This window comes from Nostoc sp., assembly GCF_036916735.1.
Lineage (GTDB): Bacteria > Cyanobacteriota > Cyanobacteriia > Cyanobacteriales > Nostocaceae > Nostoc.
The window spans coordinates 1-14737 of the sequence record NZ_JBALFV010000115.1 but is presented as its reverse complement, the minus strand read 5'-3'; the positions used below and the strand labels follow the sequence as shown (position 1 = coordinate 14737).

The window sequence follows — 14737 nt, the reverse complement described above, 5'->3', positions numbered from 1 at the left end:
TAGCAGGTCTAAAACTATGGAACTCACAATCGGCAACGTTGAAACAGTCTTAGATGAAATGCGCCCTTATCTCATGTCTGATGGCGGCAATGTGGAACTCGTAGAACTCGATGGACCTATTGTAAAACTGCGCCTGCAAGGTGCGTGTGGTTCTTGTCCCAGTTCTGCAATGACTCTGAGAATGGGTATTGAACGCCGCTTAAAGGAAATGATTCCTGAAATTGCAGAAATTGAACAAGTGGTGTAAAAGTTAGGAGTTAGGAGTTAGGAGTTATGAGTTTTGAATCAACTCCTAACTCCTTATTCTTAACTCCTAACTATTCCTATGTCCCATCCTCTTTACATCGCTTTTATCTGGCATCAACATCAGCCGCTGTACAAATCTCCTGGCAGCGGCGTTTCGCTATCTTCTAGTCAGCAGTACAGGCTTCCTTGGGTACGTTTGCATGGGACTAAAGATTATTTGGATTTGGTATTGCTCTTAGAGCGGTATCCTCAATTACACCAGACGGTGAATTTAGTTCCATCGCTGATATTGCAATTAGAAGATTATATTGCTGGCACTGCTTTTGACCCTTACCTCACAGCCAGCTTAACACCGGATGAACAACTCACCCAGCAACAGCGCGAATTTATCATCCAACACTTTTTCGATGCCAATCACCATACTCTGATTGACCCTCATCCCCGTTATGCCGAGTTGTACGAGCAAAGGCAGGATAAGGGGCAAGCTTGGTGTTTAGCAAATTGGGAATTGCCAGATTATGGCGATTTGCTAGCTTGGCACAATTTGGTTTGGATCGATCCTCTGTTTTGGGATGACCCGGAAATTGCTACTTGGTTAAAACAGGGCCGGAATTATACTTTAAGTGATCGCCAGCGCATTTATTCCAAACAGCGAGAAATCCTCAGCCGCATTATTCCCCAACATCGAAAAATGCAGGAGGCGGGGCAGCTAGAAGTTACCACCACGCCTTACACTCACCCGATTTTACCCTTGCTAGCTGATACTAACTCTGCCCGGGTAGCCGTGCCAAATATGACATTACCTAAGCAGCGTTTTCAATGGTCAGAAGATATTCCTCGTCATTTGCGGAAAGGTTGGAACTTTTATAAAGAACGCTTTGGACAGATACCTCGTGGTTTATGGCCTTCGGAACAATCAGTAAGTCCGGCAATACTTCCACATATTATTAACCAAGGCTTTAAGTGGATATGCTCAGATGAAGCCGTCTTGGGGTGGACACTGAAACACTTTTTTCATCGGGATGGGGCAGGGAATGTACAGCAACCAGAACTGTTGTATCAACCCTATCGCTTGCAAACCGCAGAGGGTGACTTGTCAATTGTATTTCGTGACCACAGATTATCAGATTTGATTGGCTTTACTTATAGTGCGATGCCAGCAAAAAAGGCAGCAGCAGATTTAGTGGGACATTTGCAAGCGATCGCTAAAATGCAAAGAGAAAGTCAAAGTGAGCAACCTTGGCTAGTTACCATCGCTTTGGATGGGGAGAATTGCTGGGAATTTTATCCCCAAGACGGCAAACCCTTCCTAGAAGCTTTATATCAAACCTTGAGCGATGAACCCCGCCTCAAACTCGTCACTGTCTCTGAATTTCTCGAAAAATTTCCAGCCACAGCCACCATTCCCGGAGGACAACTACATAGTGGTTCTTGGGTAGATGGCAGTTTCACCACTTGGATCGGCGATCCCGCCAAAAATCGTGCTTGGGATTATTTGACAGAAGCAAGGGAAATGCTGGCAAGTCATCCCGAAGCGACAGAAGAAAACAATCCAGAAGCATGGGAAGCGTTGTATGCCGCAGAGGGTTCAGACTGGTTTTGGTGGTTTGGTGCAGGACACTCGTCAAATCAGGATGCCATCTTTGATCAGTTGTTTCGAGAACACTTATTTGGTATTTACAAAGCATTAAATGAACCTGTACCGCCCTATCTCAAGCAACCAGTGGAAAACCACCAAGCACAGGCAAACCACACCCCACAAGGGTTTATTCATCCTGTTATCGATGGTAGGGGTGATGAACAAGATTGGGACAAAGCTGGACGCATAGAAATCGGCGGGGCGCGGGGGACGATGCACAACAGCAGTGTCATCCAGCGACTTTGGTATGGGGTGGATCACCTCAATTTCTATTTACGGCTGGACTTTAAAAGTGGCGCTGCACCGGGGCAAGATTTGCCAGCAGAGTTGAATTTGCTCTGGTTCTATCCAGAAAAAACAATGGTTAACAGCCCAGTTCCTTTGGCAGATTTACCAGATGCAGCCCCACTTAATTACCTTTTCCACCATCTTCTAGAAATTAATTTGCTGACGCAATCGATTCAGTTTCGGGAAGCTGGAGACAATTATCAATGGCATCCCCGTTTTAGTCGCGCTCAAGTAGCTTTAAATAGTTGTTTAGAGTTAGCAGTACCGTGGGCAGATTTGCAAGTTCCGCCAGATTATCCTTTGCGTCTGATTTTGGTGCTTGCAGATGAAGGGCGTTTTTGCAACTATTTGCCAGAAAATGCTTTGATTCCCATTGAGGTGCCTTAGAACTCAATAGGTTTGGTGTTATACCATTTTTTTACATCGAATTAAAAGACCTCTCCCTCTTCCAATACGGTTCGGTTAAGATCCCCCGCCTACGGCGACCCCCTTAAAAAGGCAGGGCTGTTTCATTCCCTAAAAGGCGCTGATTTACAAGCGTTTCAAGCAAAAAAATCAGGTGACTAAAAAATCTGATTGTGCAAGAAAATGGCGATGCCTTCTCTACGAGACGCTACGCGTAGCTTGCTTCTCCGTAGGAGTACGGCAAAGCTTTGCCAACGCACTTAAATTTACCGATTGAGGTGATAGTTTTTGTTTTTTCCACTCAAGCAAATTTCTGACTCATACTCTTGACAAAATCCTGCTTGAGATCGAATGAAACAGCCCTGCGTCATAAAGGACGCTTGCTCTGGGGCAAAGTACAAGCTCTGTCCCAGTCTCTCCCCTGCTCCCCTGTTTTTGGTGGTGACACGCCCTAGTTCTACAGAGATTTATTTTTGGTTTTTAAATTTTTAATAGAAAAGTAATGTTGATTTGGCAAAGATTCAGTAATATTACTGTTGCTAATGAATATTTGTCGTAGAATTAAAAACATTTCAGAGCAGATATTTTATGCTAATGGATCGCTTTTCTCAGAAAATAACGAATTCTCAAGAGAGCATTTCACAGCAAACTCTACTTGGCCAGATGTGTGGTTCCAAGAGGCTATTTGGCAATCGCTATGAAATATTGCAAATTTTGGGTCGAGGTGGATTTGGGATCACGTTTTTAGCCAAAAATGCTGTATTACCTGGGAATCCTCTGTGTGTTATTAAACAGCTTTGTCCAAAAGTGACTAATCCTCAAAGCTGGCAAAGGGCATGTAGGCGCTTTGAAAAAGAAGCAAGAACTTTGGGCCAACTCGGTAGTCATTCGCAAATCCCCATGCTATTGGACTACTTTCAGGCGAATGGAGAGTTTTTTTTAATCCAAGAATATGTGCCAGGTTTAACTTTAACACGAGAAGTACGGCAAACTGGGCCTAAAAGTGAAGCCTCAGTTAAACAGTTTTTGCAAGAATTATTACCTGTATTACAGTATCTTCATAAACATCGTGTAATTCATCGGGATATTAAGCCCCAGAATTTATTGCGGTGTGAGTATGATAGGCGAATAGTGCTGATTGATTTTGGGGCGGTGAAAGAGCTATTAACTGATGCTTGTGAAAACTCTCCTAATCAAGTTGCAAACACCAACTTTATCGGAACTAGGGGATTTGCACCACCAGAACAGTTTTCTCTACGTCCAGTTTATGCCAGTGATATTTATGCACTGGGTATAACTTGTATTTTTATGTTGACTGCTAAAAGTCCTTTAGAATTTGACTACGACGCAAATACTGGTGAAATATGCTGGCGAAAAGAGGTAAATATTAGCAACAGTTTCGCCCAGATTTTAGGAAAAATGGTAAAAATTTCGTTAAACGATCGGTTTAAAACTGCCGATGAAGTAATGAAAGCTTTAGGCCATGAAAGCTATTTGCCTGCTTTAGCTGACTGTCTAACTACCCAAAAATTAAATAATAAAAGTATTGCACAATACGGAAATTCCCACGAAATTCCTGATGTATATATACCACCTGTAGCTAGAACTGCAAATGCTATTCGGAAATGGAGAGCAAGAGCGAAGTAAAGAAGGTCGCAATTGCTTAAAGTATCAAATTAACAATTAATCATGGATGATTGAAAATATCAAAAATAAATTTAGTAAGTATTTTAACTACATTAAATAGTCATAATAGTTAATTAATCAGGGTTTATCTTTAATACTTAGTAAGTTATCGCTTGCCGATATACAAGCAAAATTACTAGGTTTAAAAGTTCCGAAAAAAATTTTATTCAATTTATTATATAATCTAGAGAATAATTAATCTTATGGCTCTCGTAGTTTTCCACAGATGAGGAAGACTGACTACTATTTACAAACGCTAACTATATTAAGTAATTCCCCAATCCCCAGAACAGGGTTTTCTACCACGAGTAAACGAGAGTCAATTTTCTTAAGGGAAAGTTCGGGGCAAACTTAGCTTAAGTTGTCATGCAGTCGCGCCTGTCAGATCATGATCTGCTGCTTAAATCCCGATTGCTCAAATCCCCTGAATCCCAATGGAAAGAAGTTTTGCCAAAGTTGTAGCACCCCATTGGTGTCACTTTTAAGAAATCGCTTTCGTGTCATCCGAGTCCTTTCAGATGAGGGGGGATTTGGCAGAACCTATCTATCAGAAGATGTAGATAAACTCAATGAACGTTGTGTTATCAAGCAATTAGCTCCAAAATTCCAAGGAACTTGGTCGCAAAAAAAGGCGATGGAGTTGTTTGCTGAAGAAGCACAGCGACTACAAGACCTTGGGGAACATCCCCAAATTCCGACTTTGCTTGCTTACTTTGAGCAAGATGGCTGCCTATATTTAGTGCAGCAGTTTATTAATGGAGAGAATTTATTAAAGGAGTTACAGCAGCGTAAGACTTATAACTCTAGAGAAATTCAATCTATTTTGCTAGATTTACTACCTATCCTCAAATTTATCCATGATCGCAAAGTTATTCATCGAGATATCAAGCCAGAAAATATTATCCGCAATAAAAGTGATGGGCGATTAAGTCTGATTGATTTTGGTTCCTCAAAGCAATTCACTGTCAAAGTTCAGCAAAAATCTGGTACATCTATCGGTTCACATGGTTATTCACCCTTGGAACAGATTAGAGATGGTAAAGCTTTCCCCGCCAGTGACTTGTTCGGTTTGGGAGCTACCTGCTTTCATCTACTAACGGGAAATTCCCCCTTTCAGTTGTGGATGGAATCTGGGTACGCCTGGGTAAATAATTGGCGGGAATATTTGCGGAGTCCATTAAATTCTGAGTTGGATTTTGTCATCGACAAGCTTTTGAAAAAAGATATCCATGAACGTTACCAGTCAGCCGATGAAGTTCTCAGAGACTTGAGTCCAAAACAACTCCTTGCATTACCACCAGCCGGGAAATCCTCTGGAAAAATACCACCAACGAAAGCACCAGATTTACCAAAAAGTTATCCCTTACTGAGAATTTTAATCTTGATAAGTGCTTTGATTCTATTATTTGGATTCCAAGAATCTTGGTATAAATATTTTCGCCGGATTCAGACCAGTTTGGTTTCTCGGCTGACTCAACATAATAATTCTGGCAAAGATGAAGCGTTTTTAAGTCAACCGCTAAAGATTACTTTGGGTAAGGTTTCCTTAGCTAACACTTTGCAAGGACATGAAAACTCGGTTTTATCTGTTGCTATTAGCCCCGATGGCAAAACCATTGCCAGCAGTGGGAGTGACCGCACAATCAAACTTTGGAATCTCGCAACAGGTAAACAAATCTCTTCACTCGACGGGCATTCTCAGCAGATAAATGTGGTAGCGATCAGTCCAGATGGCAAAACTCTGGTTAGTGGTAGTGATGACAACACCATCAAAGTCTGGAATCTAGTAAAGCGAAAGCAAATTCGCACTCTTACAGGGCATTCTGATTCAGTTCATGCTTTAGCCATCAGTGCTGATAGCGAGACTCTGGTTAGTGGTAGTGATGACAACACCATCAAAATCTGGGATTTAGCAACAGGAGAGCAAATTCGGACACTCACAGGGCATACATTCTGGGTGCGATCGCTAGCTATTAGCCCTAATGGCGTGATTCTTGCCAGTGGCAGTTTTGACAAGACTATCAAAATCTGGAATCTGACAAAAGGTTACTCAATCCGCACACTGGAGGGAAATTACCAAACAGTAACAGCTGTGGCTATAAGCCCAGATGGTAAAACTTTAGCCAGTGCTAGCCGCGATGTCTACGACGGGCTACGCCTACGCACCATCAAACTTTGGAATCTAGCTACAGGAAAAGAAATTCGCACCCTAATGGGACATGCCAATACAGTCACATCCGTAGCTTTTAGCGCCGATGGCAAAATTATTGCTAGTGGTAGCCGCGATCACACCATCAAACTCTGGAATTCAGCTACAGGAGAAGAAATTTTAACATTGAGGGGGCATAGCAACACTGTGACATCTATAACCTTTAGTCCTGATGGCAAGACCCTTGTCAGTGGTAGTGAAGATAATACTATTAAAATTTGGCAATTGTCTCAGTGATAAGAAATTATAGCGGTTTTTATTCAGATGCAATACAACATTTTTCAATAGTTTGCAGCAGAAAAATACAGGCTGACAATTTTATGCGATCGCGGCAGAAATATTGCCTTCAATTATCGGCATCTGTCACCCTCTAAATTTATTTATAAGGATTATTAATTTTGACTTTTGACTTCCCTAAAGGGGCTGGCTTCAATATTGCATAATTTACCATACTTAGGAATATAACCTACCAAAATGCTTATTTACTCAATCGCTAATGCACCTTTAAGCTGATTTAGATTTGCAGCTAAAGATTGATGCTGACGCTGTCAGAACTTAATAAGCTTTAACTATTACTTGCAGCAATTGAATTAAGGAATGCGATCATGAAACGCTTTAACGTCTCTAAAATTCTCGGAAGTACTGCTCTAGCTATAAGTTTGGCTACCTTGCCTACAGTTATGCCTGCTTCGGCTCAGACAACAACCACTAACGATGGAACTGTTACAAATACTACTACAGACCGCGCTGCTACTGACAGAAATTATCGGGATGGTGATTGGGGTTTGCTAGGCTTGCTCGGTTTATTTGGTTTATTTGGTCGTAAAAGCCGCAAAGCCGATGATGTAGCTCATCGTGACCCTAACGCTGTAGGCTCCTCTGGCTCCCGCTCCAACTTTTAATAATGAGTTGCGTTCTAATTTTACGTAAGTTCTAATGATAATTACAGGAAAAGCCTGCATCGGCAGGCTTTGTTTGTGTGTATACATGATTGCAGTCCTTGGGGAGTGAGGGCGTGCCAAGTTTGCCCAGTTGAATTGTTAATTGAGATTTCTCTAAAATGAAATTTGTAAACCAAACTGCGCTCCTAGTTTAGTTTTTAGAGCTTCACCGATGGTTGTTTTTGTTAAATCCAGAGGCTGGCGATCGCTCTTAAGTTTACGTACATCAGCAATGGCCATAATATGATAATATTCTTTACGTACTCAGTATTTGAGAGGATGTTTTAAAAGTATTTTCTTGTGATTTTAGGTACTTAATTCCCCCCTAACCTTCCTTAACAACAGGGAAGAACCGGAATCAAAGTCCCCTTTTTAAGGGGGATTTAGGAGGATTCAAAACGTTTTGATACCTAGAATCGGACTTTTAAAACATCCTCTTAGCTGAGACAAAACATCATAATCTCTGCTTAAACTTGCGAATGTGGGTTTAATTTAGCGTTTTTGGTCAAAAAGTATCCACAATGACAAGGTTATGATTAATATATTTTTCCTGCTCATACTATTTGCTTCACTTTTAGGGCGGATTAAATTTCCTGGAATAAATATTGGTATTCATTATTTATTACTTCCTGCATTTAGTTTTAGTTTAATTAGTTTGTCTTTAAAATCTATACCAGAAGTTGTTAAAAAGCATAAAGTCATTTTGATATCTATAAGTTTAATGTATTTGTGGATGTGGCTTTCCTCATTAATGAGCCAATTTCCAAATATTGCTCTTACTTATAGTATGAAATATTCTATTTATTACATATTATTTTTTGCTTTTTTGATTTTAACTTTTAACAATGCAAATTTAACACTTTACTATCGTTGCATATTACATTTAATACAGATCATTGCAGGTTTGGGTTTTTTAGAAGTTTTACTTCCCAACCATTGGATTTTCAAATTATTAAAATTCCCCAGCTTTTATCCAGAAATTGGTTCAATTATGCAAAACCCTAATCAGTTTGGGGTAATAGTAGCCATTGGATTATGTTTAAGCCTAATTTTAGAAAAGCAGAATAAAATTTCTAAAATTGAATTATATGTTAGCGAATTAATTTTTATAATTTCCTTAGCTTTATCTGCTAGTGGAAATGGTTGGTTCACTTTCATGATTGGCATGTTTTTTTTACTAATATATAAAATTATTAGTTTTAGAAAAATGATTTATCTAACTAGCTTTTTAATTTTATGCATTGTAACCATACCAGTTTCTACACAAAGAATTGGTTTGGCAGATAGTAAAATATTTCCATTAATTAATGTATTTTCAGAAAATTCAAATTTAGTAAATCTAAATAAAAAAACACCTACTACTATAATAAAAACAGGTTTATCAAGATTTGAAATATGGCAGGCAGCTATTAATGAAACTATTAAAAGGCCACTTACTGGTATAGGCATAGGAGTTTTTCCAGAACAGATAGGAGTAAAAGTTTGGAGACACAAAGGTTATCATGCACATAATATATTTTTAAATGTGTTAGCAGAACAAGGAATTCCAGGATTATTACTATTTACTAATTTTTTATTAAGAATAACATTTAAAGTTAAATATGCTAATTCTCTAGTTACTGTTCCGATTATTATATTTTTAGCGTCTCAAATGCCAGATTTTTTTGCTGAAGATTATATTTTTACAACTATTGAGTTTTATTTTATAGCAGTAGCTATTAATTATCGAAAAGATTTTATTATGCAATGAAAGCCTGAAATTATTCAAAAATTTCAAAAAAGCTATGATTAACAAACATCATTTTTACTTAATTTTTCCGAATATCTTTGATTTTAAAGGAGGTATTCAAGTTTACTCAACATTTTTGCTGAAAGCTTTACAAAATGTATACATTGAAGCTAATTATGATGTGTTTTTGAAGTATGATAAGCGTAATTTAAGAAAACAGCAAAATTTACAATTTTTAAGTGTAACAAAATTCCATTATTTTGGAGATGTACCAAGATTATTGCAAACTATTTTATTTGCTACCAAAATAATTATTTTGGCTATTATCCGACGCCCCACTATAGTTATATCAACTCATGTTAACTATGCCACTGCTTGTTATATTCTAAAACTTCTCACTGGAATTCCTTACTGGGTAGTTGCTCATGGCTTAGAAGTTTGGGATATTGAAAATAATGTTATAAAATTAGCATTAGTAAACGCAGATAAAATTATTAGTGTTAGTAATTACACTCGCCAGCGCTTGCTTCAATATAAAAACATCGAATCTGAGAAAATAGTCTTTTTACCTAATACGTTTGATGCCAATAAATTTAAAATAAATTCTAAACCTACCTACTTGCTCAAGCAATATAATTTAACAGATAAACAGCCTGTAATTCTAACAGTAACGCGGATGGGACGTATGGCAAAATATAAGGGTTATGAGCAAATGCTTTATGCCTTACTTAAAGTGCGCCTGCATGTCCCTAATGTTCACTTTATGCTTGTCGGTAAAGGGGATGATATACCTCGAATTCAAGCTTTAGTTAGCAACTTAAATTTACAAAATTGTGTCACCATAGCAGGATTTGTACCAGATGAAGAATTATGTGATTATTACAATCTTTGCGATGTTTTTGCTTTACCTAGTAAAGGAGAAGGATTTGGAATTGTTTATCTAGAAGCGTTAGCTTGTGGGAAACCTGTGCTGGCGGGTAAACAAGATGGTTCCATAGAACCCTTGGCTGAGGGTAAATTGGGATGTTTAGTTGACCCTGATAACATTGAAGAAATTGCCGATAATCTAATTCAAATCCTGCAAGGCGATTACTATAACTCAAGAATTTACCAACCAGAATACTTACAACAAAAAACTATTGAAGCTTTTGATTTTAGCCAGTTTTGTACAAGTTTAGCAAAAATAGTCAATGCTAATTAAGCTGATGCGCGTCTAGATTGTACATTGCAATTGTTAAGACTGTCATGCACTTAATGGTCATCTGTCCTTTTAAATACAAATGATTAATGACAACCCTCTCCTGAAGGAGACGCTCTTGCTAGCTTGCTTTCCCAGAGGGGTACACAAGTAAATATACAATTTAAATACGTAACAACTTAGTTACAAGTTAATAAAATTTGGTAAAAAATGGACGATTCAGTATTTGTTATATTTCTTGCCTTTGGATTTATTTGGATTTTGATGGGAGTTGTAGGTTGGATTGCGTTTCTAAAATCTGAAGGTGAGGAAATTAAGTTTGGTAAGTGGGGACTTATAGTTGCTATTCCAATCTTAATACCAATAATTTTTACTCTAATTATTGGTGTATTTTCTAATTAATAAATGGGCGCTCACTTGACAAAATAGCGTAATAGACGGACAAACAATGGGACAATAAATTACTTAGATAAGTTACTTGTCAGGTTGTATGTGTAGAGAAATAAGTCCAACTAAACAAAATAAAGATATCGTTCTTCAGTTCTATGGAGCTTTCGACAGCCGGAATATTAGCCAAGCCTTGGCACTTTTGGCACCCAATTTTGTTGCTCATATCGCTGGTACACCTGCTCCTCTTGATGCTGAAGGTTTTAAACAGTTTGGTATGGCTTTTTACTTAGCCTTTACCAACGGTCAACATACATTTGACCAAGTGCTTGTTCAAGGAGATAAAGTTGTTACTTGTGGAACATTTACAGCTAGGCATCTTGGTGAATTTCAAGGTCTTCCTTCAACAGGTAAAGAAATTAAGTTATCAATCATGCATATTGATCGCGTTGAAAACGGTAAAATTGTAGAGCATTGGGGGCAAGGTGATGCACTTGGATTAATGCAACAGTTGGGTATTGTTTTTCTACCAGGGCCTGCCCTTTTTCTATATATTTTTAAAAGTCTTTTATTCAAGCTAACAAGAGCTAACAAGAATTAATAGCTTAAGAGTATGATGTTCATTTTTAGCACCAATATCGTGAAACTACTACTTTTGTAACAGCGATCGCAAGAAGATACCAATCGATTTAGTTTATTTATGACTCGCACCCCTAACCAAAATCACTGTACTTTCTACACGGCGATCGCTTCTGGAATATTACCCTGAATCGCTTGCTGCAACAATCCCTCGCGCGATGCTCCCAAAACTACAACATCGTAACCTTCGGTTTGCACTAAGTTAATCACACCTTCAGCGATTGAATTAGCTTGGACTGGGAGAGCAACTACAGTATTAGACAATTTGCGGCGACTTTTTGCCGTCCTTACCTGTGTTTCTGATGGGGAACTGTGGCGGGGATTAGCATCACTTGCACGCAATCTATTTCATAATGGCGATCGCGGGCAATAGCTGCTGCCATTTTTAATAAAATACCTGCTGTTTCGGGATTCGCTACTGGCACTAATAATCTACCATTGCCGATGCTGGGCGATCGCTAAACCTCTTCTAGGCTGCCACCAGATGCCAAAGCGCTGATTCATTCCCAATCCCCAATCCCCAATCCCCAATTCAATTACTTCTCCCCGTCGTGGATAGTCCTTCTACTATTAGAGATGGAGTATAACAAGAACCATTCCAATCAGCATCATTACCTAGTTTAACTAATTGCTTAAGGGCAGTGTAGACATTACCTGCAATCATCGTATCCTTAACACGCCCAATTACCTGACCATTTTGGACGCGGTAGCCTAAATCAACGTTGATTGAAAAATCTCCAGAAATACTGCCGCCACCACCCAGCATTTGATCCACAATTATGCCATCATCCAGTTCTTGAATTAAATCTGATAGTGATGCTGAACCTGGCTGGATCAGAAAATTAAATAAACCAGGGGTGGGATAGCTACCTAAACCAGGACGAAAACCATTTCCAGTTGTTTCAGTATCCAGTTGGCGTCCGGTGGTGCGATCGCTATAAAAATGCTGTAAAATTCCGTTTTGGATAAATACTAAAAATTGAGTAGGAGTGCCTTCATCATCAAAAGGGCAACTATAAGGGCCAGCTTCTGGATCTTGGTAAAGGGTGAGACTGGGTGCAACTACTGCCTTACCCAAACGTTCTGCCCAAGGGGAAGCTACTTCTAAAACTCGCTTGCCATTCAAAGCTTCTTGCACAGTGCCCCAAATCATATCAGCGGCTTTAGAAGTAAACAAAACCGGGACGCGACCAGTAGGAGATGAGACATTTTCTTTAGACCAAATTAACCGTTGTAAAATTTGGTTAGCTAATATTTCCGGGTGGAGTTCGCCCCGCTTAGTTTGGCCATCGGCAACACTTAAAAAATCATCACCGCGCACCCATTCAGCTGATATGTAGCAATTGAGGGTAGTATCAGTGTAGTAACAATCTAAGCCTTTAGTGTTGACTATTCTGGTAGTTTCAATATCACATTCCCAGTCACCATTGCAAACAACATCGGGATAGGCATCGCGGATGAGTGCGATCGCTTCTTTGCCCCAGTCCACCAAAACCTCTATCGGCACACTTTCCCCTAAATCTGGGTAAGAGGGCTGAGAGTTAGAGCCTAATTCTACTGTTTCTGGTTGATTGAGTTGACTTAGAGCCAGAGCCTTTTCCACCAATACTTCGGCTAGGACAGAACCGTAAGCCACCGTCAGTCCCGGACGCCCGTTTCGCCAAAGTCGTAGTGCTGTGCCTTCAGATTGGTTGGTTTCTAGCTGTTTGAGTCGGTTTGCCTCAAAAAACACTGGACGAGAAAGCGATCGCGACTGATACACCTCAGCAGCTTCTGCTCCAGATTTAATAGCTAGTTCCAGCAGCTGTTCTGCTAGTGTATCTTGTGACAAATTTTCAGAACCCATGACCCTTAGTGCAATTGTAGATTTTGAACCGCATATCAACGCTGTCTTTTGAAAGTGCGATCGTCAAAAACCGACGATCAAACTTTCTACGTGATGAACGCAGATAACTATCCAAAAATCATCAGCATGTTTCGGCAGTTGTAATTTGGAACCGCAGATCAACGCTAATGGACGCAGTTAATTATCCCAAATCATTGCCATGTCTCAACGGATCTAGTCATTAGTCATTATTCATTAGTCATTAGTTATTAGTTATTAGTCATTGGTCATTAGTTATTCTCCCCTTGCCCCCCTTGTACTGAGCGACTTGCCCTCTTGGTAGTCGTAAAGCCTGTGGCATAGCTACGCTTACCGCGTAGCGTCCCGTAGGGAAGGGAGTCGAAGTATGCCCCCTTGCCCCCCAATCCCCAATCTCTATTTTCAAAGATTAACCTCTTGCAACAGCCAAAAACCGGCAAAAGATTGTGCTTTGGGATCAGACTGTACACCGATAAAATGCACTCCATTAGCTTTTCGCTTGGCTTCTTCAAAACCTTTGGCTTCTGCTAAAAGTTGAGGTTTTTTGATATTTGCCACAATCCAGCTTTCGGTTACACCAGTTTCTAAAAGCAATCTTGCCTCTTCGCTGCTATCAAATCTTAAAAAAGCCAAGTCCAAACCAGACATCCAACCTGCTAAGGGCAACGCTCTTGATGAGAAAATCAAAATACCAGGAATACGGGTTTCGGGTGAAACTTTTGCCAATTCTAAAGGGAAAGCTTCACTAAAGCCAATTTCCCACTCTGGCATATCAGCAAAATCCCCAGCATCTAAGGTAACAAATACCCACTGCTGTCCTTCCAAAGCATCTGGCAAACGTTGCGGCAAAGGTTTTTCCAAGCGGACTGAGGGATTAGCCCCCCCTTGATATCCTGCCTCTTGAGGATACACTTCCTCCATGCGCTGTTCTAACCATTGGTTGAGAACCAAAGTACGGCGGCTAGGCTGGGCGGGAATGCCCAAATCTTGGCAGGCTTTAGTAATCATATTGTTCATTTGACGGCGGAAAAAGCGGATTTTAGTTGGTGCTTTTCCAGCTTGGTTAATAGCTTCCTGCAATGCTGTCCGCAACCAGCCCGAATTTACCTGGGTACTAGGACAATATTGAGTATAACGAAACAAAGAATCTGCTTTTGTACTGATATCCAAGGGGCTTTCGCAGACTAAGACTTCCCAAACTTTTTTTTGATTAGCGTCCAAAATCGGACGGGAGTAAAAATCGATTTCCCAAATACTGCCCATGTTTTGCGGTAAAAATCTGGCTGTTATGTTTTCCTGATATCTCGATCATACGAGTGTTAGGGCAGCATGGGGAATAAGGGAGGGAGAGTGGAGGCAAAGCAGGAAAGACAAGGAGACAAGAGGGATGAACGAGTCTTTGAGGTGGATAAACGAGTCTTTGAGGTGGATGAACGAGTCTTTGAGGTGGATGAACGAGTCTTTGAGGTGGATGAACGAGTCTTTGAGGTGGATGAACGAGTCTTT

Annotated in this window: 12 protein-coding genes and 1 pseudogene; 9 read left to right on the top strand and 4 right to left on the bottom strand. The window is 39.9% G+C overall.

All coding sequences use genetic code 11. The features are described from left to right. The first annotated feature begins 16 nt into the window (after positions 1-16). The 5 genes from V7L20_RS28600 (at position 17) to V7L20_RS28580 (ending at position 7375) form a co-directional block, all read left to right on the top strand. On the top strand, positions 17-247 hold the full coding sequence (locus V7L20_RS28600; protein ID WP_334747319.1) for a NifU family protein: 231 nt from the start codon (positions 17-19) through the stop codon (positions 245-247). Between the two features lie 78 nt (positions 248-325). Continuing rightward, the gene (locus V7L20_RS28595; protein ID WP_334747318.1) at positions 326-2560 is read left to right on the top strand and encodes a glycoside hydrolase; all 2235 of its coding nucleotides are present in this window, start codon (positions 326-328) and stop codon (positions 2558-2560) included. A gap of 612 nt (positions 2561-3172) precedes the next feature. Next, positions 3173-4225, top strand: a complete 1053-nt coding sequence (locus V7L20_RS28590) for a serine/threonine-protein kinase (RefSeq protein ID WP_334747334.1) — start codon at positions 3173-3175, stop codon at positions 4223-4225. A gap of 427 nt (positions 4226-4652) precedes the next feature. After that, a complete protein-coding gene (locus V7L20_RS28585; RefSeq protein WP_334747317.1) occupies positions 4653-6710 on the top strand; it encodes a serine/threonine-protein kinase in 2058 nt (685 codons plus the stop codon). 368 nt (positions 6711-7078) lie between these two features. Beyond that, positions 7079-7375, top strand: coding sequence for a WGxxGxxG family protein (locus V7L20_RS28580; protein ID WP_334747316.1), 297 nt, complete (start codon positions 7079-7081; stop codon positions 7373-7375). A 153-nt stretch (positions 7376-7528) separates the two neighbouring features. Here V7L20_RS28580 and V7L20_RS28575 read toward each other — a convergent pair whose 3' ends face one another. Beyond that, positions 7529-7654: a hypothetical protein gene (locus tag V7L20_RS28575; RefSeq protein ID WP_334747315.1), complete on the bottom strand. Its 126-nt coding sequence runs from the start codon at positions 7652-7654 to the stop codon at positions 7529-7531. 292 nt (positions 7655-7946) lie between these two features. Here V7L20_RS28575 and V7L20_RS28570 point away from each other — a divergent pair, with 292 nt between their 5' ends. The 4 genes from V7L20_RS28570 to V7L20_RS28555 all read left to right on the top strand — a co-directional run bounded on the left by V7L20_RS28570 (position 7947) and on the right by V7L20_RS28555 (position 11329). Further along, positions 7947-9164 (top strand): O-antigen ligase family protein, encoded by a 1218-nt coding sequence (locus V7L20_RS28570; RefSeq protein ID WP_334747314.1) that lies wholly within the window; start codon positions 7947-7949, stop codon positions 9162-9164. Between the two features lie 34 nt (positions 9165-9198). After that, positions 9199-10344 carry a glycosyltransferase family 4 protein gene (locus tag V7L20_RS28565; protein ID WP_334747313.1) on the top strand — a complete coding sequence of 382 codons (1146 nt, stop codon included), beginning with the start codon at positions 9199-9201 and terminating at the stop codon, positions 10342-10344. Positions 10345-10551: 207 nt separating this feature from the next. Then, complete coding sequence (locus V7L20_RS28560) at positions 10552-10743, top strand: hypothetical protein (RefSeq protein ID WP_334747312.1); 192 nt, start codon at positions 10552-10554, stop codon at positions 10741-10743. A gap of 88 nt (positions 10744-10831) precedes the next feature. Beyond that, positions 10832-11329, top strand: a complete 498-nt coding sequence (locus V7L20_RS28555; protein WP_334747311.1) for an ester cyclase — start codon at positions 10832-10834, stop codon at positions 11327-11329. 93 nt (positions 11330-11422) lie between these two features. Here the strand turns inward: V7L20_RS28555 and V7L20_RS28550 are convergent. From V7L20_RS28550 to V7L20_RS28540, 3 genes and pseudogenes are all read right to left on the bottom strand, one after another. After that, positions 11423-11825, bottom strand: a pseudogene (locus tag V7L20_RS28550) (universal stress protein); the annotation flags it as partial. 74 nt (positions 11826-11899) lie between these two features. Further along, complete coding sequence (locus tag V7L20_RS28545; protein ID WP_334747310.1) at positions 11900-13213, bottom strand: TldD/PmbA family protein; 1314 nt, start codon at positions 13211-13213, stop codon at positions 11900-11902. Positions 13214-13633: 420 nt separating this feature from the next. Further along, complete coding sequence (locus tag V7L20_RS28540; protein ID WP_334747309.1) at positions 13634-14494, bottom strand: Tab2/Atab2 family RNA-binding protein; 861 nt, start codon at positions 14492-14494, stop codon at positions 13634-13636. Positions 14495-14737: the final 243 nt, after the last annotated feature.

Coding starts and splice junctions, on each gene's coding strand:
- V7L20_RS28600 (WP_334747319.1), top strand. CDS start 17: ATGGAACTCACAATCGGCAACGTTGAAACAGTCTTAGATGAAATGCGC.
- V7L20_RS28595 (WP_334747318.1), top strand. CDS start 326: ATGTCCCATCCTCTTTACATCGCTTTTATCTGGCATCAACATCAGCCG.
- V7L20_RS28590 (WP_334747334.1), top strand. CDS start 3,173: ATGGATCGCTTTTCTCAGAAAATAACGAATTCTCAAGAGAGCATTTCA.
- V7L20_RS28585 (WP_334747317.1), top strand. CDS start 4,653: ATGATCTGCTGCTTAAATCCCGATTGCTCAAATCCCCTGAATCCCAAT.
- V7L20_RS28580 (WP_334747316.1), top strand. CDS start 7,079: ATGAAACGCTTTAACGTCTCTAAAATTCTCGGAAGTACTGCTCTAGCT.
- V7L20_RS28575 (WP_334747315.1), bottom strand. CDS start 7,654: ATGGCCATTGCTGATGTACGTAAACTTAAGAGCGATCGCCAGCCTCTG.
- V7L20_RS28570 (WP_334747314.1), top strand. CDS start 7,947: ATGATTAATATATTTTTCCTGCTCATACTATTTGCTTCACTTTTAGGG.
- V7L20_RS28565 (WP_334747313.1), top strand. CDS start 9,199: ATGATTAACAAACATCATTTTTACTTAATTTTTCCGAATATCTTTGAT.
- V7L20_RS28560 (WP_334747312.1), top strand. CDS start 10,552: ATGGACGATTCAGTATTTGTTATATTTCTTGCCTTTGGATTTATTTGG.
- V7L20_RS28555 (WP_334747311.1), top strand. CDS start 10,832: ATGTGTAGAGAAATAAGTCCAACTAAACAAAATAAAGATATCGTTCTT.
- V7L20_RS28545 (WP_334747310.1), bottom strand. CDS start 13,213: ATGGGTTCTGAAAATTTGTCACAAGATACACTAGCAGAACAGCTGCTG.
- V7L20_RS28540 (WP_334747309.1), bottom strand. CDS start 14,494: ATGGGCAGTATTTGGGAAATCGATTTTTACTCCCGTCCGATTTTGGAC.